This is a genomic window from Bacillus sp. FSL R5-0286, from assembly GCF_038593245.1.
GTDB classification, from domain to species: domain Bacteria; phylum Bacillota; class Bacilli; order Bacillales; family Bacillaceae; genus Bacillus; species Bacillus altitudinis.
The window spans coordinates 2,339,776-2,362,268 of sequence record NZ_CP151977.1 but is presented as its reverse complement, the minus strand read 5'-3'; the positions used below and the strand labels follow the sequence as shown (position 1 = coordinate 2,362,268).

The 22,493-nt window shown below is 41.5% G+C and carries 26 protein-coding genes; 22 read left to right on the top strand and 4 right to left on the bottom strand.

Features of this window, described 5'->3' with window-relative positions:
- The first annotated feature begins 18 nt into the window (after positions 1-18).
- From NST24_RS12145 to NST24_RS12130, 4 genes are all read left to right on the top strand, one after another.
- On the top strand, positions 19-1,140 hold the full coding sequence (locus NST24_RS12145; RefSeq protein ID WP_007501361.1) for a tetratricopeptide repeat protein: 1,122 nt from the start codon (positions 19-21) through the stop codon (positions 1,138-1,140).
- A 166-nt stretch (positions 1,141-1,306) separates the two neighbouring features.
- On the top strand, positions 1,307-2,047 hold the full coding sequence (locus tag NST24_RS12140) for a polysaccharide deacetylase family protein (protein ID WP_342461817.1): 741 nt from the start codon (positions 1,307-1,309) through the stop codon (positions 2,045-2,047).
- A gap of 72 nt (positions 2,048-2,119) precedes the next feature.
- A complete protein-coding gene (locus NST24_RS12135) occupies positions 2,120-2,848 on the top strand; it encodes a GDSL-type esterase/lipase family protein (protein ID WP_169476094.1) in 729 nt (242 codons plus the stop codon).
- 77 nt (positions 2,849-2,925) lie between these two features.
- Positions 2,926-3,075 carry a hypothetical protein gene (locus NST24_RS12130; RefSeq protein WP_003217499.1) on the top strand — a complete coding sequence of 50 codons (150 nt, stop codon included), beginning with the start codon at positions 2,926-2,928 and terminating at the stop codon, positions 3,073-3,075.
- A gap of 136 nt (positions 3,076-3,211) precedes the next feature.
- Here NST24_RS12130 and NST24_RS12125 read toward each other — a convergent pair whose 3' ends face one another.
- Positions 3,212-3,352 carry a sporulation histidine kinase inhibitor Sda gene (locus NST24_RS12125; RefSeq protein ID WP_003217327.1) on the bottom strand — a complete coding sequence of 47 codons (141 nt, stop codon included), beginning with the start codon at positions 3,350-3,352 and terminating at the stop codon, positions 3,212-3,214.
- 362 nt (positions 3,353-3,714) lie between these two features.
- On the opposite strand from NST24_RS12125, the gene NST24_RS12120 reads away from it, so the two are divergent.
- From NST24_RS12120 to NST24_RS12085, 8 genes are read left to right on the top strand one after another with little or no spacing between them, the layout of a single operon-like run.
- On the top strand, positions 3,715-4,236 hold the full coding sequence (locus tag NST24_RS12120) for a YqeG family HAD IIIA-type phosphatase (protein WP_008356191.1): 522 nt from the start codon (positions 3,715-3,717) through the stop codon (positions 4,234-4,236).
- Between the two features lie 2 nt (positions 4,237-4,238).
- The gene (gene yqeH, locus NST24_RS12115; protein WP_342461816.1) at positions 4,239-5,339 is read left to right on the top strand and encodes a ribosome biogenesis GTPase YqeH; all 1,101 of its coding nucleotides are present in this window, start codon (positions 4,239-4,241) and stop codon (positions 5,337-5,339) included.
- A 21-nt stretch (positions 5,340-5,360) separates the two neighbouring features.
- Positions 5,361-6,203, top strand: coding sequence for a shikimate dehydrogenase (gene aroE, locus NST24_RS12110; protein WP_058336620.1), 843 nt, complete (start codon positions 5,361-5,363; stop codon positions 6,201-6,203).
- Entirely contained in the window at positions 6,197-6,487 is a 291-nt protein-coding gene (gene yhbY, locus NST24_RS12105; RefSeq protein ID WP_008342507.1) for a ribosome assembly RNA-binding protein YhbY, read from the top strand. Before aroE ends, yhbY begins: the two co-directional genes overlap by 7 nt.
- A gap of 13 nt (positions 6,488-6,500) precedes the next feature.
- The gene (locus NST24_RS12100) at positions 6,501-7,070 is read left to right on the top strand and encodes a nicotinate-nucleotide adenylyltransferase (protein ID WP_050827446.1); all 570 of its coding nucleotides are present in this window, start codon (positions 6,501-6,503) and stop codon (positions 7,068-7,070) included.
- Complete coding sequence (yqeK, locus tag NST24_RS12095; protein WP_342461815.1) at positions 7,060-7,623, top strand: bis(5'-nucleosyl)-tetraphosphatase (symmetrical) YqeK; 564 nt, start codon at positions 7,060-7,062, stop codon at positions 7,621-7,623. Before NST24_RS12100 ends, yqeK begins: the two co-directional genes overlap by 11 nt.
- A 12-nt stretch (positions 7,624-7,635) precedes the next feature.
- Complete coding sequence (rsfS, locus tag NST24_RS12090) at positions 7,636-7,992, top strand: ribosome silencing factor (RefSeq protein ID WP_008342502.1); 357 nt, start codon at positions 7,636-7,638, stop codon at positions 7,990-7,992.
- Entirely contained in the window at positions 7,989-8,732 is a 744-nt protein-coding gene (locus NST24_RS12085) for a class I SAM-dependent methyltransferase (RefSeq protein WP_342461814.1), read from the top strand. Before rsfS ends, NST24_RS12085 begins: the two co-directional genes overlap by 4 nt.
- A 48-nt stretch (positions 8,733-8,780) precedes the next feature.
- Here NST24_RS12085 and comER read toward each other — a convergent pair whose 3' ends face one another.
- Positions 8,781-9,629: a late competence protein ComER gene (comER, locus tag NST24_RS12080; RefSeq protein WP_008342498.1), complete on the bottom strand. Its 849-nt coding sequence runs from the start codon at positions 9,627-9,629 to the stop codon at positions 8,781-8,783.
- A 90-nt stretch (positions 9,630-9,719) separates the two neighbouring features.
- Here comER and NST24_RS12075 point away from each other — a divergent pair, with 90 nt between their 5' ends.
- The 3 genes from NST24_RS12075 to NST24_RS12065 all read left to right on the top strand — a co-directional run bounded on the left by NST24_RS12075 (position 9,720) and on the right by NST24_RS12065 (position 13,304).
- Complete coding sequence (locus NST24_RS12075; RefSeq protein WP_342461813.1) at positions 9,720-10,349, top strand: ComEA family DNA-binding protein; 630 nt, start codon at positions 9,720-9,722, stop codon at positions 10,347-10,349.
- 65 nt (positions 10,350-10,414) lie between these two features.
- Complete coding sequence (locus NST24_RS12070) at positions 10,415-10,984, top strand: ComE operon protein 2 (protein ID WP_008342495.1); 570 nt, start codon at positions 10,415-10,417, stop codon at positions 10,982-10,984.
- Entirely contained in the window at positions 10,977-13,304 is a 2,328-nt protein-coding gene (locus tag NST24_RS12065; protein WP_342462633.1) for a DNA internalization-related competence protein ComEC/Rec2, read from the top strand. The genes NST24_RS12070 and NST24_RS12065 overlap by 8 nt, the downstream gene beginning before the upstream one ends.
- Positions 13,305-13,343: 39 nt before the next feature.
- On the opposite strand, the gene NST24_RS12060 is transcribed toward NST24_RS12065, so the two are convergent.
- Positions 13,344-13,478, bottom strand: coding sequence for a YqzM family protein (locus tag NST24_RS12060; RefSeq protein WP_008342491.1), 135 nt, complete (start codon positions 13,476-13,478; stop codon positions 13,344-13,346).
- A 238-nt stretch (positions 13,479-13,716) separates the two neighbouring features.
- On the opposite strand from NST24_RS12060, the gene holA reads away from it, so the two are divergent.
- Entirely contained in the window at positions 13,717-14,736 is a 1,020-nt protein-coding gene (gene holA / locus NST24_RS12055; protein ID WP_061419611.1) for a DNA polymerase III subunit delta, read from the top strand.
- A gap of 134 nt (positions 14,737-14,870) precedes the next feature.
- Here holA and rpsT read toward each other — a convergent pair whose 3' ends face one another.
- Complete coding sequence (gene rpsT / locus NST24_RS12050) at positions 14,871-15,137, bottom strand: 30S ribosomal protein S20 (RefSeq protein WP_008342485.1); 267 nt, start codon at positions 15,135-15,137, stop codon at positions 14,871-14,873.
- A gap of 198 nt (positions 15,138-15,335) precedes the next feature.
- Here rpsT and gpr point away from each other — a divergent pair, with 198 nt between their 5' ends.
- The 6 genes from gpr to hrcA all read left to right on the top strand — a co-directional run bounded on the left by gpr (position 15,336) and on the right by hrcA (position 22,443).
- Complete coding sequence (gene gpr / locus NST24_RS12045; RefSeq protein ID WP_135009257.1) at positions 15,336-16,451, top strand: GPR endopeptidase; 1,116 nt, start codon at positions 15,336-15,338, stop codon at positions 16,449-16,451.
- 66 nt (positions 16,452-16,517) lie between these two features.
- On the top strand, positions 16,518-17,726 hold the full coding sequence (locus NST24_RS12040) for a stage II sporulation protein P (RefSeq protein ID WP_007501337.1): 1,209 nt from the start codon (positions 16,518-16,520) through the stop codon (positions 17,724-17,726).
- Between the two features lie 13 nt (positions 17,727-17,739).
- The gene (locus NST24_RS12035) at positions 17,740-18,072 is read left to right on the top strand and encodes a YqxA family protein (protein WP_017358024.1); all 333 of its coding nucleotides are present in this window, start codon (positions 17,740-17,742) and stop codon (positions 18,070-18,072) included.
- A gap of 165 nt (positions 18,073-18,237) precedes the next feature.
- A complete protein-coding gene (lepA, locus tag NST24_RS12030) occupies positions 18,238-20,076 on the top strand; it encodes a translation elongation factor 4 (protein ID WP_008342476.1) in 1,839 nt (612 codons plus the stop codon).
- Between the two features lie 114 nt (positions 20,077-20,190).
- The gene (hemW, locus tag NST24_RS12025; protein ID WP_135009256.1) at positions 20,191-21,330 is read left to right on the top strand and encodes a radical SAM family heme chaperone HemW; all 1,140 of its coding nucleotides are present in this window, start codon (positions 20,191-20,193) and stop codon (positions 21,328-21,330) included.
- Between the two features lie 81 nt (positions 21,331-21,411).
- Entirely contained in the window at positions 21,412-22,443 is a 1,032-nt protein-coding gene (hrcA, locus tag NST24_RS12020; RefSeq protein WP_008342473.1) for a heat-inducible transcriptional repressor HrcA, read from the top strand.
- Positions 22,444-22,493: the final 50 nt, after the last annotated feature.

The window sequence follows — 22,493 nt, the reverse complement described above, 5'->3', positions numbered from 1 at the left end:
AAGGGGTTTTTTCGGAACATGGGGAAGGTTCTTTCTTCACATGTCGGTATGAAAATTAATGAATGGTATCGAATGATACGGCAGTTCAGTGTTCCAGATGCGGAAATCTTGAAAGCGGAAGTAGAAGCGGAAATTGAACGTATGGAAGAGGACCAGCATTTACTGATTTATTATCAGCTCATGTGTTTTCGGCACCAAATTATGCTCGACTATATACACCCTTCAAAATATCAACCTTTCTCAGTATCTAACCTTGTCGATAAAATCGAAAATTCCAATCATGAGTTATCTGATATGCTGCATTATTACCATGCATTTTTTCGTGGCATGCATGAGTTTAGTCAAAAAGAATATTTGGAGGCCGTCAAATATTATCGCATGGCAGAAAAACAGCTGTCTATGGTATTTGATGATATTGAGCAGGCCGAGTTTCATTTTAAAGTAGCAGAAGCCTACTATATAATGAAACAAACGCATGTCTCCATGCACCATATTTTAAAAGCGCTTGAAATATACGATCAGCATGATGCATATTCCATTCGCATTATTCAGTGCCTCTTTGTCATCTCGGGAAATTATCAAGATTTAAAACGTAAAGATCGAGCACTACCTCACTTGAAAAAGGCGAAACAACTCGCATCCGAAATTGATCACCCGCGCATTTATAGCTCAGCACTCTATAATTTAGGGAAATGTTATGGGGAGTTAGGTTATCGAGAAGAAGCAGAACGATATTTAACCGAATCGGCTGACCTCGCCAAAAAAGAACTGCTTCCCACGCTGCCTCATACACTTTATACACTGGCCAAGCTGCTTTTTAGACAAAATGAGCAGACTGAAGCAAGGCGCATATTAGAGGATGGGAAATTGGCCGCAAAGAAGCATGAAGACCAGCTGTTCTGTCATATGTTTGAGTATCTGGATGCTTTATATGTTCAGGAAATCAATGAAGAACAACTGCAAAAAACCATTGATTATTTGGAAAAACTTAGCCTATACTCTTATATAGAGGATATCTCACTAGAAATTGCGACAGCCTTAGAAACCTCTCAACAATACCAGAAGTCCAACCAGTATTATCAAAAATTGCTATGGGCTCAAAATCAAATCCAAGAAGGAGAGTGTCTGTATGAATTCTAAGCAACGTTCGACAGTTGAAGAGAGAAACCAAACGTGAGACAAAAAGCGGGCCTGATGGGCCGGCTTTTTTTATGTGAAAAAGAAGCGTAGACGATCACGAAACTTGAATGAATTCATCAGAAAGCGGGCAATTTAATGTGTAATGATGTTCTGTGGAGGCGGTCTGATGAAAGGGTTGTATATCTTGCTATGTATATGGGTATTATGCGCTTTTGTTCCTGATAACATAGAGGCGCGTACATTAAAAAGAATCGACCTAGAAAAAACGGGACGAGCCTTTTGGGACATGAGAGAGGAACGGAAAAAGATTGCGTTAACCTTTGATGATGGGCCTCATCCGGTATACACAAATCAAATACTAGATGTACTGAGAGAGCATGAAGTGAATGCCAGCTTTTTTGTCATCGGAAGCCGTATTCATGCATATCCCCTGCTCGCAGAGCGGATTGTGAGCGAAGGAAATGAGCTTGGCAATCACACGATGAACCATACGTATTTTGACCTTTTGTCATCGAAAGAAATCAAGCAAGAATTAAAAGAATCAGCGGCTCATATCGCTTCACTCCAGCCTGGCGGACCCTTATTATTTCGTCCCCCGGGCGGGCGCTTGACGATGAAGTCATTCCGCATTCTTTCTAAGCAAGGATATGATGTCGTGATGTGGTCCTTTACGCAAGATCCGAAGGACTGGTCTAGGCCAGGTGCACACAAAATTGCCAGCCGTATTATTGAGAATATTCAGGGCGGTGATATCATCCTTTTACATGATGGCGGAGGAAATCGTAAGCAGACAGTAGAAGCGCTGAAGCAAGTCGTACCTGAACTGAAGAAAAGGGGCTATGAGTTTGTGAAAGTGAGCGAACTGGTGCACCATAACAGAGATTATCTGCCGGTTCAATTACAATAAGAAAACAGTCATTCATTGAAACCAAAAGTCTTGTCGTTTACTATATGAAGAGGGCTTTTGGAGGTGAATGTTGTGAAGAAATTTGTTTTCCTTTTCATCCTGTTATGTGTTGCTGCTGGGTGCTCAAAACCAGTGCAGGAAAGTGTGATTGCATTTGGTGACAGTAACACAAGAGGATCGAACTGGGATTTTCGAGATTATCCAACATCTGAAAAATGGGTGAATCTCATGAAAAACGTCGAGCGCGGCCAAATCAAGGTACAGAATGCCGGAATTGGCGGGCAGACAACAGAAGATGCGAAGCTGCGCTTTGAGCAGGATATTTTAAAACAAAAACCAACTTACGTCCTCATCATGTTCGGTACAAATGATGCGGCGATTCTAGACGGGAAACATCCCCGTGTGACCAAAAAACGATTTAAAGAAAACTTATCCTACTTCATTTCTGAAAGTAGGAAAGAGGGAATTACCCCGATCCTCATGACGTGCGTGCCTGTGGTGGAAGGAGGCAAAAAGGGCTTGTATTATTATTCTAGATATAAGTCATCTTATTTTGCTGAGAGAGGCGGGGCGAGAGCTTGGCAAAACTCATACAATGACATCACAAGACAAGTAGCTGAAAAACAGCAAGTGCCGCTTGTCGACAATTGGAAAGCGTTCATCCGAGAAGCAGGTGAAGATAGTGACAACGCCTTGATTCAGTCTGGCCTCATTGACCCTTCTGGCAATCATATGACACCAAAAGGGGCAAGAATCATTTATAACGAAATCAAAGAGCGTGATGTCATTAAACATTTTTAAATGCAGGCATCTGCCTAAACAAGACGATCCATCTTGCATATTCTAACAGTATATCTTCCTAGAAGGAGGTAACTGATATGTGGGGATGTCCTTATCCTTACCCTGCGTGTTCGCCTTATCCAGCTCAAGGAGCAGGAATCGGTTACGCTTTTCTTGTTGTGTTCCTTGTCGTCATTTTGGTCGTAGGTGGAGGGTTATGGTTTTGGAATGAACAGCCTTGCAAATAAGACACCTCTTCTTTGATCAGAAGGGGTGTTTTTTACGGAAAATAGTAGTAAGCCTATAGCGCAAGTGATATAATATCAGTCACCTGAGTTTAAAAAAGGAGAGTGCTCGGGAGGCATGGTTCCTGGATATATGGAATTAAGAGGAAACAGAGAGCATATGCCCGAGCGAACGTCTTTTCATTTCTGTCTCAATTAATTCAATGAAGTCGCGATTTAAGTTCATTTCATTTGCTTTATAATACGATTCTATAAGTAAATCATCTGACAGCTTTTTCATACTAGAAACCCATATGATGGGAAAAACACCTCCCCTGAAAAAGTTGGCATAAAACTTGAGGAAAAGACATATCATCATAGGTTGATCGAATGTCTTTGAAGTACCTTTAATCTACCATGAATGGGAAACAAGAACAATCGTTCTGTTATCCACATGGTTAAGTGGATAACTTGTGGGTAGAGTGTTTATAATTGAATGAAAGCGTGATGAAATATAGGTGGATAATGTGTGTAAAATTATCCACACCTGTTGAAGGTCCTCATCATATGTCGAAAACTTTTTCATTGTATTCGATAGACAGACAAATTGTGATTTGATTCGACACAATCGCTGAAAAACCAATGGAAGAAAGGGTGCAAATTGTGCTAAAGAAGTATTTCTTACCGGATGAATTTGTGAAAAGTATTTTCCACATTTCGCCGCAAAAACTAAAAGAACGAAATGTAAAAGGAATTATTACGGATTTAGATAACACACTAGTAGAATGGGATCGTCCAAGTGCGACCCCGCGTTTAATTGAATGGTTTCAAGAGATGAAAGATCACGGGATACAGGTGACGATTGTATCGAACAATAATGAAAAAAGGGTCAAGCTTTTTTCTGAGCCTGTTCATATCCCGTTTATTTATAAAGCGAGAAAACCGATGGGAAGAGCCTTTAATAAGGCCGTCGCTGATATGCAATTGAAGAAAGAAGATGTGGTTGTCATTGGCGATCAGCTTATGACAGATGTGCTTGGCGGAAACAGGCATGGCTTCCATACCATTTTGGTTGTACCTGTTGCGGCATCGGACGGATTTTTCACGAAGTTTAACAGGCAGATTGAACGTAGAATTTTAGGAGCCTTAAAGCGTAAGGGCCACATTCAGTGGGAGGAAGAGTAATAATGGAAAAGGTTGTTTGTATTGGCTGCGGTGTAGCCATTCAGACGGAAGATAAAGATCAAATAGGATATGCGCCGGCAGCATCTCTATTGAAAGAAGATGTGATCTGTCAGCGCTGTTTTAGGTTAAAGAACTACAATGAAATTCAGGATGTGTCTTTAACAGAAGACGACTTTTTAAATATTCTACACAGCATTGGCGAGACTGATTCTCTGATCGTCAAGGTCGTTGATATTTTTGACTTTAACGGAAGCTGGATTAATGGACTGAGCCGTATTGTTGGTGGTAATCCCATTTTACTTGTCGGCAACAAGGTAGATATTTTACCGAAATCCGTGAAAAAAGACCGTCTTGTTCAATGGATGAAGCGGGAAGCAAAAGAAAATGGGCTCAATCCGATTGATGTGTTTTTAATCAGTGCGAGCAGAGGACAAGGTGTGCCTGAGGTTATGGAGGCCATTGATCATTACCGTGAGGGCAGAAATGTCTATGTTGTCGGCTGTACAAATGTTGGGAAATCAACATTTATTAACCGCATTATCAAAGAGGTGTCTGGAGAAGAGAATGTGATCACCACATCCCAATACCCAGGGACAACACTTGATGCGATTGAAATCCCGCTTGATGACGGGTCTGCTTTATTCGATACACCGGGGATCATCAACCGCCATCAAATGGCGCACTATGTCGGCAAAAATGACTTAAAGATTTTAACGCCGAAAAAAGAATTGAAACCGAGAACGTTCCAGTTAAATGAAGCTCAAACGCTTTACTTTGGCGGACTGGCTCGATTTGATTATGTAAAAGGCGGCAGAACATCCTTTGTCTGCTATATGCCAAATGAACTCAACATTCACAGGACAAAGATGGAGAATGCAGATGACTTATATGAAAAGCATGCAGGTGAACTGCTTTCACCGCCATCAAAAGAGGGAATGGAAGATTTCCCGCCGCTCGTTCCGCACACTTTCACCATCGATCAGCCAAAAATGGACATTGTCTTTTCAGGATTAGGCTGGGTGACGGCAAATGATGCTGGGAAACAAATCAAAGTGTATGCGCCAAAAGGTGTGCACGTGTTTATGAGACGTTCGTTAATTTAAATGTTCAGAGGGGGAGAGACCTTGAAACCTTTATACGGAGTAATCGGTAACCCTGTTGGCCATTCAATGTCTCCAGATATTCATAATGCAGCATTAAAGGATGCTGGAATTGATGGACATTATCATGGCTTTCAAGTAGAAGAAAACGACCTGAAAGATGCCATTAACGGTATGAAAGCCTTAGGAATCAGCGGCTTTAACGTCACTGTTCCGCACAAGGTAGACATCATGCAGTACCTTGACAAAATTGATGTGACAGCTGAACGTCTGCGTGCCGTCAATACAGTTCGCCTCGAAAATGGTCAACTCGTTGGGTACAATACAGATGGAGAGGGTTTTCTTCATTCATTGCTTGAAGCGTTGGATCAGCCGTTATCAGAGCTGTCATTTCTCCTGCTTGGTGCTGGTGGAGCAGCAAGAGCGATTTACACGACAATTGCTGAGTATGCACCGAAACAATTTGATATCGCCAACCGCACCATTGAAAAAGCTGAGGCTTTAATTGAAAGTGCCGATGGAAAAATCACATCTCATGCCATTGCATTAAATACAGCAGAAGAGCGGCTTGGGGAATATGATGTCATCATCCATACGACCTCAATTGGTATGTATCCGAATGTTGAAGAAACCCCCATTTCTTTAGCGAACGCAAAAAAAACAGCGGTCGTTTGTGATATTGTGTATAATCCAATAGAAACAAAGCTGCTAAGCGAAGCAGCCGGGTTAGGTTTGAAAACAGTCGATGGCGTCGGCATGTTTGTTGGTCAGGCGGTAAGAGCCTTTGAACTGTGGACGGGCATTACACCTGACGCCCGAAAAATGAAGTCAATTGTCATAGAGAAATTAGGAGGAACACCATGTTAAAAGGTAAGCAAAAACGTTTTTTACGTGCGCAAGCACATCATTTATCACCTATTTTTCAAGTTGGAAAAGGCGGGGTAAATGACAATATGGTCAAGCAAATTTCCGAGGCGCTTGAAGCAAGAGAACTTTTGAAAGTCAGCGTATTGCAAAACTGCGACGAGGACAAAACAGAGGTTGCAAAAGCACTTGTAAAAGGTGCAAAAGCTGAACTCGTTCAAACGATCGGAAATGTGATTGTCCTTTATAAGGAATCAAAGGAAAATAAACAAATTAAGCTGCCGTAAAGGTGGATATGATATGAAAAAAATAGGATTGTTCGGTGGTACGTTTGATCCCCCGCATAATGGGCATTTGCTGATGGCAAGTGAGGTGCGTTTCCAAGTAGGGCTTGATGAAATTTGGTTTATCCCAAATCACAAGCCCCCTCATAAAACGGGCCGAAAACGAGCAGAGAGTCATCACCGCGTAAAAATGGTGGAAAAAGCGATTCAGACAAATCCTCATTTTCGAGTTGAGCTTATTGAAATGGAGCGTGAGGGCCCATCTTATACAGTAGATACGGTTGAGCTGTTAAAGAAGCGCCATCCTGAAGATGAGTTCTTTTTTATGATTGGAGCGGACATGGTCGAGTATTTGCCGAAATGGCACAGAATCGATGATTTGCTTCAGATGATCACCTTTATTGGGATGAAAAGACCAGGTTATGAAGGAAATACGGCGTATCCTCTTTTGTTTGCAGATGTTCCGGCTTTTGATGTATCATCGACATTGATTAGGCAGCGAATGAAGCAGGGGAAACCTGTTGATTATTTGATTCCGAAAGCGGTTGAGTGTTATATAAAGGAGCATCATTTATATGAATCGTGAAGAAGCTTTAAACTGTGTCAAACAGCAGTTAACAGAGCATAGATATACACATACAATTGGGGTAATGGAGACGGCCATTTCATTAGCTGAACGTTTTGGTGCAGATGTGAAAAAAGCAGAGGTCGCGGCTATTTTCCACGATTATGCTAAATTTAGACCGAAAGAAGAAATGAAGGGCATCATCCAGCAAGAACAGATGAACCCTCTATTGCTTAAATATTCACCTGAGCTTTGGCATGCCCCAGTTGGTGCCTATTTGGTCAAAAAAGAAGTTGGAATTGACGACCAAGATATTTTAACAGCCATTGAATTCCATACATCCGGCAGACCGAACATGACATTGCTTGAAAAAGTTATTTATGTCGCCGACTATATAGAGCCAGGACGCCATTTTCCTGGTGTAGAGGAAGTAAGAGAGTTAGCAGAGCAGGATTTGGACCTTGCCTTGATTCAATCTTTAAAAAACACCGTCAGCTTTTTAATGAAAAAGAATCAGCCAGTTTTCCCAAATACACTTGCTACTTATAACTCACTTGTGCAAAAGAACAACTAAGGAGGAATTTTGATGGATGCATCATCAATTTTAAACATCGCAGCAGGAGCGTGCGATGATAAACGGGCAGAGGACATTATCGCCCTGAATATGCAAGGGATCTCACTTGTTGCAGATTATTTTCTCATTTGTCACGGGAATTCTGACAAACAAGTACAGGCCATTGCAAGAGAAGTGAAACACCTTGCAGAAGAAGGCGGCATCGAAGTTAAAAAGATGGAAGGCTTTGACGAAGCAAGATGGGTCTTGATTGATTTAGGAGATGTCATTGCTCATGTGTTCCACAAAGAGGAAAGAGGATACTATAACTTAGAGAAGCTTTGGGGAGATGCGCCGAGAGAAACGCTTTCGCTTGGCATTAACTCATGATTTATCAAGGGTTTGCAGGTGTGTATGATGAGCTCATGACACATGCCCCTTATGATGAATGGGTTCAGTGGATACAGCGGTATATCAAGCCGAATAGTGCGATTATCGATGTAGGTTGTGGAACTGGAGAAATCTCTCTTCGGTTAGCTGCAAAAGGTCACATGGTCACAGGAATTGACCTAAGTGAAGAGATGCTGGCATTTGCGCAGCAAAAAGCACAGGCTCATAAGCAGTCTATTCAATTTTTACATCAAGATATGAGAGAGCTTGAGGGGTTTGAACAAACTTTTCAAGCAGCGGTTATTTGTTGTGATTCTTTGAATTATCTAAAAAACGAAAATGACGTCAAAAAAACCTTTAAAAACCTGTTTCAGCTTTTAGAGACAGGTGGGGTTTTATTGTTTGATGTTCATACCCCTTATAAAATGGAAGAGGTATTTCCTGGCTCTACTTATGCCGATCAAGATGAAGAAATCAGCTACATTTGGCAGAGTGATAAAGGAGATCATCCATATTCGATCATTCATGATTTAAGCTTCTTTGTAAAAGACGGAGACGTGTATGAACGTTATGATGAAACGCACGAACAACGTACATTTCCTTTTGAGACATATGCAGCGTTCCTTGAGTCCGCTGGCTTTGAACAGATTGAAGTGACCGCTGATTTTACAAATGAAGCACCTCAAGAATGTGCAGAAAGATATTTTATTTCAGCGAAGAAACCAAAAACCATCGTTTAATGGACGATGGTTTTTTTAAAACCCTTTTTTCGCTTGTTGCGAACATGTTTAATTTCTGAGATCATCAGTAAACACACTCGGTGGGTATTGATGCGCAACCGCTTCTACATCCTCATCGAACTTGTCATGAGTGTTCTGGAAAAGCTGATGGAACATATCTTGAACACCTGCTTCAAGTGCTTTAATGCCCTCGCCGGTGACGCCGCCTTTTACACACACCTTCTCTTGCAGTGTAGGCAGGGTATACACCCTTTTTTCAATCAAACGGCCAAGTCCTACAAGCATATCTTCTGATAAGGTGGTGGCTTCTTCTTTTGAAATATCCGTTTCTTCAACAGCGGCTTCAATCATTTTCTGAACAAGAAAGCTAATAAAGGCAGGACCGCAGCTGACAATATCTGAGGCTGCCCGTGTGATTGAATGATGAATTTCTATTGGTGTTGAAATGCGGGAAGCGAGTTGTCTGAGCGCTGCTTTTGTCGTGACATTGCATGATGAACCAAATGTTAAAAGTGATGCGCCTGATAATGCGCGGTTGGTGATGCTTGGGATCAGTCTGGCTGTTTGACAAGGAACAATGTCTTGAAGCTGTTCAGGATGAACCGGACTTGTAATGATGACAATGGTTTGCTGTTCTTTTAAAAGTGGGCTCAGCTCTTTTAAAAGCGGATAAATATCAAGTGGTTTGACACAAACAAAGATGAAATCTTTATCTGTTACAGCTCCTGAAAGCTGTTTCGTCACTTCGACCTCTGGGTGATTCTTTTTTATATTGAACGCTTTTTCGATGGTCCGATTTGTAATGGTGATGGATGAGGGATTGACTGCTTTTGATTCAATAAATGCCTCAGTAAGTATGGTACCCATGTTTCCTGTACCGATTAACCCTATATTCAAACGTTCTCCCTCCTTAGACGCATAGGATCTGTTATCTTCTAAACAGTATGTGAAGCAGCGTGAAAATATGATTGAAAGAAGCGTGAACAAGTGAAGCAGCTCAATTCGTTGAAAAAATACAGTCTTTATCTGATAGCGGGAATCATCATCCTTATCATCATCTGTTTCTGCTTTTTAGTAGGAAAAGAGAAAGGCAGCGCCGAGCCAAGTGTATTGAAAGAACAACATGAAACGCGGGTCACATTAGAAGAAAAACAAGAGAGTGCAGAAAAAGAGCCAACATCCATCGTAGTAGAGGTCAAAGGAGCTGTACGGAAGCCGGGCGTTTATGCATTTATGGCTGAGGACAGAGTTGAAGAAGCGATTAAAAGAGCAGGTGGTTTTACGAGTAAGGCAGATACAGTTGACATCAATCAAGCAGCAAAATTAGAGGACAGTATGATGATTTATGTACGAAAGAAGGGGGAAGGTGACAAGCAGGGACAAACAGCAGCGGTTGATACGCCGCCCGGAAAAGAACAGAGTCAAGGGGTGAATGTCAATCAAGCTGATGCAGCGGAATTGCAGACCATTAACGGAATAGGCCCAGCCAAAGCGGAAGCCATCATTGCGTATAGAGAAGAACATGGAGAATTTCAGCAAATTGAAGATTTGCGGAATATTTCGGGTTTTGGAGAGAAGACCATTGAACGGCTGAAAAATCAACTGACGGTTAAGTAGAATTGACGGTATAGAAGAAAGGCATGTACACTTAATACCATACATCATTCTGGAGGGATGAGCTCGTGGAGAGAATTTCATGGAATCAATATTTTATGGCTCAAAGCCATCTGCTTGCTTTGCGAAGCACCTGTGAGCGGCTAGCTGTTGGGGCAACGATCGTAAGAGACAAGCGCATCATCGCAGGTGGATATAATGGATCCATTGCCGGCGACGTGCATTGTGCAGATGTAGGGTGCTATGTCATAGATCATCACTGCGTTCGTACAATCCATGCGGAGATGAACGCTATTTTACAATGTGCCAAATTTGGTGCACCAACGGCTGATGCTGAAATATATGTGACGCATTTTCCTTGCTTGCAGTGCTGTAAAGCGATTATTCAAGCAGGTATTCGAACAGTGTATTATGCGAAGGATTATAAAAATCATCCATATGCTGTTGATTTATTTGAACAGGCCGGAGTTCAAACAGAACAGGTTGAACTAGATGAGATGATTATTGACTTAAAAAACCAAGAAAAATTAGCCTTTGTTGCGGATTTAATAGGCAAACTAAGTGAATCAGGACGTAGCGAAACAGAAATTCGTCAAATGCATGAAAAGGCGAATCAATTATTTACTTCCTATGTTTAAGTATTTGCCGTTCGGGGCGATTTCAGCAGCTGTTGGAATTGCTCTGGCCGCATATCATCTTCATTTGTATTTTCTCCTTTTTCTTCTTGTATGTCTTCTTTTCAGTTTGCTGAAAAAAACACCCCAGCTCTTTCTAATGGTCAGTTTGTGTGGAACGATCTATATGCTCATTTTTATGGTGCATCAGTCTTTTGAAACGGATCATCCCGTACAAGAAAAATCATTTTCTCATTCGGTTGTGATTGAAACGATTCCGAAAATAGATGGCAATCGCTTTTCAGCGACTGTTTCATCAGAGAATCATCGACTAGCGGCGTTTTATACGATTCAAACGGAGCGTGAAAAAGAAGCGCTAAAAGATGTTGGACCAGGTATGAGCTGTCATATGACAGGTGAGATGCGGTTGCCTAAACATGCAACCATACCGAATGGCTTTCAATATGATCAATTTCTTAAAACAAAAGGCATCCATGCTATTTTCTTAACGCAGTCTATGAAAAGCTGCACGAAACATGACAGCCCTTCACATTACCTTTCATCTATTAGGCAGAAGGGGTTGAAATTTCTAGAAGATCACGTTCCGAAGAGTTCTGTTGGGATTGTGCAGGCACTTATTTTTGGCGATCGTGATTTAATAGACCCTGATACATTAAGAGATTATCAAATGCTTGGCATCATTCATTTATTAGCCATTTCAGGACTTCATGTTCAAACATTGCTCGCTTGTCTATTTTGGTGTCTACTCCGCGCTGGCGTGACAAGAGAGACAGCGCGTATTCTTTTATTATCCTTTTTGCCGGTTTATGCTTGTTTAACAGGTGCTGCACCGTCTGTGTTAAGAGCCTGTCTCATGGCTGGAATTTATTTAGTCATCACAAGCCTGCCAAAAGAAATGAAACAGCCTTCTGCGGTCGTGTTAAGTGCAGCGTTCTTGCTTTTATTAGCCATTCAACCACTTTATATATTTGATGTCGGTTTTCAACTGTCATTTGTGGTGACCTTATTTATTTTGCTATCCACTAGTATTTTATCAAAAGCAAAAAGTTCGGTGATGCAGTTATTGCTCATTTCCTTGATTGCACAGCTTGCTTCGCTTCCTATTCTTTTATATTATTTTCAACAATTTTCCTTGCTGAGTGTTCCTTTAAATATGATGTTTGTTCCTTTTTATACAATGGTTGTCATGCCTCTGTCCTTATTCTCTTTTCTTTTATCTATCATTTATCTTCCGCTTGGACAAACACTGTTTCAGCTGCTTGATTGGGTGATCCAGTTTAGTCATCAATTGTCAGCACATATGGCTGCTTACGATGGTCTTACTCTCATTTTTATGAAATCGACATGGTGGCATGTGCTCCTAGAGGTTTCCTCCATTGTTTTTCTATTCGTTGTGATGGAATGTAAAACTTCTATCAAATCTTATCTTGTGCCGATTTTGATTCTCGTTTGTGTGCTGGCTATACACTATTTCACGCCGAATTTTCTTCAAAAAGGAGAGGTCACGATGTTAGATGTAGGACAAGGGGATAGTTTGTTTATTCAGCTACCTTATCGAACCGGGCATATATTAGTCGATACAGGAGGCAGACTTTCTTTTGAAGAAGAGCCATGGAAAAAAAGACGTAAAGTATCTACAATTGGGGATCAAACGCTTATTCCATTTCTGCATTCTAAAGGCATAGCAAAACTTGATGTCCTCATCCTTACCCATGCAGATCAAGATCATATGGGAGAAGCGATGCGGTTAATAAAGCGAAATAAAGTCAAACGCCTTGCAATCCCAAAAGGCTTTGCTCGAAATCCAGAGGATGCGCAGCTTTTAAAGGAAGCGGCTGATCAAAGGATTCCTGTAGATGAGTTAGAAAGAGGGGATCAGTTGAGAATTGGAGGACAAAAATTTGACGTTCTGCATCCTGCACGTGACCAGGTGACGAGTAAAAATAATGATTCACTGGTCCTCACCTTTACGCTTGGCGGCAAGCGTTTTATGCTGACTGGGGATCTTGAACAAGAAGGGGAACGAGACATCATTCAAGCTTACCCCAAGCTACGAGCGGATGTCTTGAAGGTTGGACATCACGGGAGTAAAGGATCAACAAGTGAAGAATGGCTTCAGCATTTGAACCCGTCATATGCACTGATTTCAGCAGGTGAACGAAATCGGTATCACCATCCTCATCAAGAAGTTTTGAAAAAATTAAATGAGCATCAAACAAAGGTGTATCGTACAGATATCGATGGAAGTGTGACCTATGAATTTCTTGAAGAGGATGGAACATTTTACGCTCATCCTCCATATGATATCTTACAAAATCAATAAAAAAACTGCCAAAACGGCAGTCATCTTGCATTCATGTAGTTAAGATCCAACGAGGTGTATCACTGTTGCCAAAATAAACATTGAGGCGAAAAATCCGAATGTGACGATAAAACCAACAGCTGAGTCGGTCACATCATTCCGCTTGCTTTGAACATTCTTTTCAAATTCATTCATTTTCATCCCTCCTGGCTATTTTTAGTATACTTGAACTCATTTGGAATTGCTAGAAGGTAAAGTAACCGTTTTCCATTTTCATGATCATTTTGTGAATATCGTCTGACTGTAAGCTGACCCGGGAGCTTACGTGAGACGTTTACTATAAATGAGGAGGCGGCACTTTCAGCTTCCTCTTTACTAATGTCTCTACACGCTTTAGGATAGAGGAGGAAGTGAAAGAGAGGGATTTAAGCGAATGGTCTTTGAAGTATGGAACAATTTTAAAAAAGGGGATATCCATCCCGTTTATTGCTTATATGGAAAAGAAACGTATTTACTTCAAGAGACAGCTGCAAAATTGAGACAAGCTGTCGTCGACGAAGAAACAAAGGATTTTAATTACTCTGTCTTCGATATGGAAGAGGTGCCGCTTGAGCAGGCTGTGACGGACGCAGAAACATTTCCGTTTATGGGAGAGCGGCGTCTCGTTGTGATCAAAAACCCTTATTTCCTCACTGCAGAAAAGAAAAAAGAAAAGATCGAGCATCAGCTTTCTGTGTTAGAAGCTTATTTAGAAAAGCCAGCACCCTACACGATTCTCGTGTTATTAGCACCATATGAAAAACTGGACGAACGTAAGAAAATCACCAAATTGTTAAAAAAGAAAGCGGCTGTGGTTGAGGCGAAAGAGTTAAATCCGAAAGAAACAACAGATTTCACCATTACATTAGTGAAAACAGAAGGAAAAACAATCTCGGCTGAAGCGGCAGAACAGCTTGTCATGTTATGTGGCGGGAGCCTGTCCTCACTTTTTCAAGAGGTTCGAAAGCTAAGTACATATATTGGGCAGCGAGAGGAAATTGAGCTGGCGGATGTCAATCAGCTCGTTGCACGAAGTTTGGAGCAGAATATTTTCGAACTGATTAACCAAATCGTGAACAGGCGCCGGTCTGAAGCGATGCAAATGTTTTATGATCTCCTAAAGCAAAATGAGGAGCCCATTAAAATATTGGCACTCATTTCAAATCAATTTCGGTTGATATTGCAGACAAAGTACTTTGCTCAACAGGGATACGGGCAAAAACAAATTGCGTCAAACCTGAAAGTCCACCCATTTCGGGTCAAACTCGCGATGGATCAGGCAAGACTGTTTTCAGAAGAAGAGCTAAAGTACATCGTCAAAGAGCTCTCCACGATTGATTATGAAATGAAAACGGGTAAAAAGGACAAGCAGCTATTATTAGAATTGTTCCTGCTTCGGTTATTAGGGGCTTGAACATAAAAAAACGACCTTCTCAAAAGAGGGTCGTTTTTGTTTAGATGTATAATTGCCAGTCTGTCCTTATGGCTGAGCCGTTCAGGACGGACGTACAGTTAAACAGGTGCCTCATCACTGAGGCGTTGCAAACATTATGCAGAAAGTCCGTTAACTTGTTTCGCAAGTCTTGATTTGTAACGCGCAGCTGCGTTTTTGTGTACAAGACCAGTTTTAACGGCTTTGTCAATGCGTTTTGCAGCAGAAGAAAGAGCAGCTTTTGCTTGCTCAGCATCGTTGTTAGCTACAGAAACTTCAACTTGTTTAATCGCAGTACGCATCGCAGACTTGATTGTTGCGTTGTGTGCACGGCGTTCGTTATTCGTTTTTGTACGTTTGATCGCTGATTTAATATTTGGCATGTGTTTCACCTCCTAAGATACAACCTAAACACAATTGTCTTAAGGTTAAATCTTCACAATAGAACAAATTGTATTCTATCAAACACACCTTTAGAATGCAATATAAATGTAAAGTATTTTTCATTGATGAAGCGCTCGAATGTTTCTTGAAAGAGATGGAAAGACTACTGTTAATTACTTGATGGAAGGAGCCTTTTCATGAAGAAACAGAAACTTGATTTAAGCGCTTATCAAATCCGGACCGATTTGGCCGTTGAAACAAAAGAGATACTAGAACAAGAGAACAATCCGAATGTGGTCAAAAAGGACGGTATTCAAGGAATTGTTGAGAAGGAGAAGGAAGAGCACGGCATCCGCATCCGCACTGTGGAGATTACGACAGAAGGAGAAGAGTTGACCGGAAAAAAGGCAGGGACATACTTGACGCTTGAGGCGCAAGGAATTCGGGAGAAAGACTCTGAGATGCAAGAAAAAGTGGTCGAAGTTTTTGCCCATCATTTTGCTCAGTTTTTAAAAGATCACGGCATTCAGGCAGATGCGAGCTGTCTTGTCGTAGGACTCGGAAACTGGAATGTCACGCCGGATGCTTTAGGGCCGCTCACAGTTGAAAATTTGCTGGTGACACGCCATTTATTTGAATTACAGCCTGAGAATGTGCAGGAAGGCTATCGCCCAGTGTCTTCATTATCGCCTGGAGTCATGGGACTGACTGGTATAGAAACAAGTGACATTATACAAGGTGTAATTGAAAGATCTAAACCAGACTTTGTGATCGCCATCGATGCACTGGCTGCACGTGCAGTAGAACGGGTGAATACAACGATTCAAATTTCTGATACAGGTATACATCCAGGATCGGGTGTCGGAAATAAACGAAAAGAATTAAGCAAAGAGACCTTGGGGATTCCAGTCATTGCCATTGGTGTACCGACAGTGGTCGATGCAGTGACGATCGCAAGTGACACGATTGATTACGTGTTAAAGCATTTTGGTAGAGAACTGAAAGATGATAGACCTTCCCGATCTTTAGTACCAGCGGGTCTGACATTTGGGAAGAAAAAAGTGCTGAATGAAGAAGATTTGCCAGATGATGAAACGCGTCAATCCTTTTTAGGAATCGTCGGAACGCTTCCTGAAGAAGAAAAAAGACAGTTGATCCATGAAGTACTTGCGCCGCTTGGACAAAATCTAATGGTCACACCGAAGGAAGTGGATACATTCATTGATGACATGGCGAACGTACTCGCCAATGGGTTAAATACAGCACTTCATCAAAAAATCTCTCAAGACAACATGGGTTCCTATAATCATTAATCAGTTCTACTTTCTCTAGCTTGCTCATAGTGTAATTACTAGAAAGCGTGCTGGAGGGAGTAAATCATGAAAAAAAGACCTCGCCGTCCTCGACAGTTGGTCGTTGCGATTAATGGAACAAAAGTAGTGAAGAGTATTTTTTTGTTTATTGTCTCTCTGGTGGTTGTGTTTGTCATGTCAGGGGCTTTGACGTCTTTAAAACCTGAGCTTAGGCCTCAAGCATCATTATATGGTGTAGCAGATGAGCTGTCAGGGGCATTCTTTGCAACTCTAATGGGGATGGAAAATCAATATTTTGCCTCAGCAGTCCCTGAAGATCAAAAAGGATTTCATTTCTCCGGGCTGTCACTCAAACTTGCCACAAGTATCAATTTAGAAGACCCCCGCAGTTTTCTAGGAAGAGAGCTGCCGGGCTTTGAACATTTTGATACAAAAATCATCCTAGCAGGTGAAGGTACAGACTATACGAATATGCCAATGGAATCGCCGCCTCCAAGTGAAGTCATCAAAGATGAAAAAGAAGCAAATCTAGCTGAGCTGGACAAGCTTGATGAAGATGAACCGAAAACGCCTGCAAAAGAGCCGGACCAGTCGACAGGAAAACGAAAAGCTGTGTACATTTATCACACACATAATACGGAATCATATTTACCATTTTTAAAAGGAGAAACAAACCCAAACAATGCGCGCCACTCAAAAGTGAACGTCACCCTTGTCGGGGAGATGTTTGGTAAAGCGCTCGATCAGCAAGGAATCGGCAACACAGTGGATAAAACAGAAATCGAAAAAAGACTGCTAAAAAAAGGATTGAAGTACCCACAATCGTATAATGAATCCAGATTGGTTGTAAAAGAAGCTCTCGCTAAAAATGATGACTTAGATTACTTAATCGATATTCACCGGGATTCAAGAAGAAAGAAAGATACGACAGTAGAAATCAAAGGCAAGAAATATGCGAGAATCGCGTTTGTTGTAGGGAAGAAGAATCAAAGCTATGAGAAAAACTTAAAGCTGGCGACAGAGTTCCACCATTTGATGGAGAAAAAATATAAAGGACTTAGTGTCGGTGTGTTTGCCAAAGGAGAAATTGGTGATAATGGAATCTATAATCAAGATTTATCTGACAAAGCCCTTCTATTAGAATTTGGCGGTGTGGATAATAATATGGAAGAACTGAAAAACGCATCCAATGCAGCAGCTGATGTGTTCAGTGAAATTTTCTGGGACGCAGAAAAGGTAGACGGCAAAGCAAAGGATGAGAAAAAACGGTCTTAAGGTGGTGGAGGATATGGGCTCATTTATCGGAAAAACCATTATTTTATCGCTCGTATTGCTATTCGGTGTCTTTTTAGGAATGCAGCAAGCCAATAATGGCATGCTGCAAATGAAAGGGTATCATGATCCGCAATTAAAAGGGGCCTTCACTGTCCAAACGAATGATGATCAAGAAAAAGAAGCTTCTATCCTCGGAACAGCTGTCACACAAAAAGACTTAGCAGAAAAACAAAAGCAGCTAGAAGAAATGGAGAGCTTTAATGCCTTCTCTAAGGCCGGAAAAGCATTATCAGATGGTATGACGCATGCAGCCCGTACACTTTATGATTGGGTGAATGGTAAATAAACTGTTGTAAGCATCATGTTGGATGTTATTTCATAAGATATCACACCTTTTCGTGAAAGCCGCTAACCGATGAGCGGCTTTTCTTGATTTCGATTGAATCTTTACAGCCCTATTGATATAATCTAACCTAGCGCAACCCGCGTTTTATAGTAGGAGTGATAGATTGTGACAGATAAAGAAAAACGATTAGAACGGCAATCAAGAATTCGAAATTTCTCCATTATCGCCCATATTGACCATGGGAAATCCACATTGGCTGACCGTATTTTGGAAAAAACAGCGGCGATTACGCAACGAGAAATGAAAGAACAATTACTTGATTCCATGGACTTAGAGCGTGAACGCGGCATTACGATCAAATTAAACTCTGTCCAGCTGAAATATCAGGCGAAGGATGGAGAAGAATATATTATGCACCTGATTGATACACCAGGGCATGTCGACTTCACCTATGAGGTATCTCGAAGCCTAGCTGCCTGTGAAGGTGCAATTCTTGTGGTGGATGCAGCACAAGGCATTGAAGCACAGACACTAGCGAACGTTTATTTAGCTCTTGATAACAACTTAGAAATTCTGCCGATCATTAACAAAATTGATCTGCCGAGTGCAGAACCTGAACGTGTAAGACAAGAAATTGAAGATGTCATCGGGTTGGATGCATCTGAAGCTGTTCTTACCTCTGCTAAGGCGGGCATCGGGATCGAGGATATTTTAGAACAAATCGTCGAAAAGGTGCCGGCACCAGCTGGAGATCCAGAAGCACCACTTCAAGCCCTCATTTTTGATTCTCTCTACGATGCGTATCGTGGCGTCATTGCTTACATACGAATTGTCGAAGGAACCGTCAAACCGGGTCAAAAAATCAAGATGATGGCGACAGGCAAAGAATTTGAAGTGCTTGAAGTCGGCGTATTTACACCGAAAGCAATGCCAACAGACGAACTCACTGTTGGAGATGTTGGCTATTTAACAGCTGCTATTAAAAATGTTGGCGATACACGTGTAGGGGATACGATCACAAGTGCGGTAAACCCTGCGAAAGAAGCTCTACCTGGATATAGAAAGCTGAACCCAATGGTGTACTGCGGCCTTTATCCAATTGACACAGCGAAATATAACGACTTGCGTGAAGCGTTAGAAAAGCTTGAATTAAATGATTCTTCACTTCAATATGAGGCAGAGACATCCCAAGCACTGGGCTTCGGTTTCCGCTGCGGCTTCCTTGGCATGCTTCATATGGAAATCATCCAAGAACGGATTGAGCGTGAATTTAAAATCGACCTTATTACGACAGCGCCAAGTGTTATTTACGATGTGTATATGACAGACGGAGAAAAAATCGTCGTAGATAACCCGTCCAATTTGCCTGATCCGCAAAAGATTGAGCGAATTGAAGAGCCATACGTGAAGGCAACAATGATGGTGCCAAATGATTATGTTGGTTCTGTGATGGAGCTTTGCCAAGGAAAGCGCGGCAATTTCATTGATATGCAATATCTTGATGCAAACCGCGTGAGCATTGTGTACGAAATTCCTCTGGCAGAGATCGTATACGAATTCTTTGATCAATTAAAGTCCAATACAAAAGGGTATGCATCCTTTGATTACGAGCTGATCGGCTATCGCCCATCCACTCTAGTGAAAATGGATATCATGCTTAATGGCGAAAAAATCGATGCGCTTTCCTTTATTGTTCACCGCGATTATGCATATGAACGCGGAAAGATCATTGTAGAAAAGCTGAAAGAATTGATTCCGCGCCAGCACTTTGAAGTACCAGTTCAGGCAGCGATCGGTCAAAAGATTGTTGCTCGGTCTACCATTAAAGCAATGCGCAAGAACGTACTAGCGAAGTGTTATGGTGGAGATATTTCCCGGAAAAGAAAGCTTCTTGAGAAGCAAAAAGAAGGGAAAAAGCGCATGAAGCAAGTGGGTTCTGTAGAAGTCCCACAAGAAGCATTTATGGCCGTGCTGAAAATGGACGACAGCACACCGAAAAAATAACATCCTCAAGGCAACCTGCTTTACAATGCTCGCCTTGACGTTTATAGTCGAAAACAAACGAAGAGGCCGCAGCGATAAACTGCGGCTCTTTACCTGTAAAGAAGGTGTCAACAAATGAAAGCAGCATACATTCACATTCCATTTTGTGAGCACATTTGTCACTATTGTGATTTTAATAAATTTTTCATTAAAACCCAGCCGGTCGATGAATACTTAGCCGCTCTTGAAAAAGAAATGCAGCACACGATCGATCAAAAAGGGGAGCAAGAACTAAAGACGATCTTTATTGGCGGGGGAACCCCGACATCACTGACAACCAGCCAGTTAGATCAGCTTATGGACAGCATTCACCGCGTATTAAAACCAACCAAAAACTTAATCGAGTTTGCAGTAGAAGCAAACCCAGACGAACTATCGCTTGAGAAATTGAATGTCTTAAAATCAGCAGGCGTTAATCGGCTGAGCTTTGGTGTTCAAACATTTGAAGATGACCTGCTCAAAAAAATCGGACGGGTTCATCAAAAGAAAGATGTTCTCACATCTTTCGAGCGAGCAAGAGCAGTTGGGTTTGACAACATTAGTCTTGATCTTATGTTTGGTTTGCCTCATCAAGAGAAGCATCATGTCATGCATTCACTAGAGACCGCTTTTTCATTAGGTGCAGAACATTATTCGGTTTATTCGCTGATTGTCGAGCCAAAGACGGTCTTTTACAATTTGATGCAAAAAGGGAAACTGCATTTACCACCGCAAGAACGTGAGGCTGAAATGTATGAGCTCGTCATGGATGAAATGGAGCGGCACGGACTCAAACAATATGAGATTAGCAATTACGCCAAACCAGGTTTTGAAAGCCAGCATAACCTCACCTATTGGAGCAACGAAGATTACTTTGGTTTTGGCGCAGGAGCGCACGGGTATGTAGATGGCGTCCGCAATGTGAACGCTGGACCAGTGAAGCATTACTTAGAGCTCATTGAACAAACAGGGTTTCCATATAAGGAAACGCATCAGGTGACAAAAGCAGAACAGATCGAAGAAGAAATGTTCTTAGGTTTGCGGAAAATTGAAGGCGTGAAAAGTGCTCACTTTCAAGCGAAATTTGGAGCATCACCAGAAGCACTCTTTCCCGCCATTCTTGAAGAATTAGCAGAAAAAGGTCTCATTGAACAGGATGAGATTGGCATTCGTTTAACAAGAAAAGGAAAAATGTTAGGGAATGAAGTATTTCAAGCGTTTCTCGGTGAGTTATAATTGACATTTTAATTTGAGTTTGGTAATTTTGTTTATACAATTAGCACTCGTTGAAAGAGAGTGCTAACAGGGGTGATGATGATGTTAACAAATCGTCAGCTTTTGATTCTACAAGTCATTATTAATGACTTTATTCGTTCGGCGCAGCCAGTTGGATCAAGGACTCTTTCCAAAAAAGAAGACATTACATTCAGCTCTGCGACGATTAGAAACGAAATGGCTGATTTGGAGGAACTCGGTTTTATTGAAAAGACCCATTCTTCATCAGGAAGAATTCCTTCCGAAAAAGGATATCGTTATTATGTAGATCATTTGCTCTCTCCGCGAAAACTGTCATCTAAAGAGCTTGTGCTCATCCAGTCAGTATTTCAGGAGAAAATTTTTGAGCTGGAAAAAACAGTTCAAAAATCGGCGGAAATTTTATCAGATCTCACAAACTACACATCAATTGTCCTTGGTCCAAAGCTAAGTGAAAATCGATTGAAGCAAATTCAGCTTGTCCCTGTCCAGCCTAATAAAGCAGTAGCGATTATGATTACAGACAGCGGGCATGTTGAAAACAAAACCATCACCTTCTCGGAGCATCTTGATGTCTCCGATATTGAGAAGCTGATGAATATTTTAAACAGCCGCTTAGCCGGAGTCCCGATGGATCAGCTGAAGGACAGGATGTATAAAGAAGTAGTGATGCTCCTTCGCACGCATTTAAAAGACTATGATCATATTTTAGATGCACTTGGTAACACATTCACTTCAACACAAAATGAATCAAAACTTTTCTTTGGCGGGAAGATTAATATGTTGAACCAGCCAGAGTTTCATGACATTGACCGCATTCGTTCACTCATGATGCTGATTGAACAAAAGAATGATGTCATGCAGCTGTTTCATCCAAATCAGCAAGGAATCACCATTAAAATCGGTTCAGAAAACAATTTGGAAGCAATGGAGAACTGCAGTTTAATCACAGCAACTTATGCGATTGATCAAAAATCACTCGGCTCCATCGCTGTCATTGGTCCAACCCGTATGGATTACGGGCGAGTCGTTAGTCTTTTGCATCATGTATCAAAAGACTTGTCAAACGCACTTTCCAATTTGTATGATGAGTAGGGTGATAAAAGGTGGGGGCACAGCCCCTTCGTATAATTGAATCTTTTTGA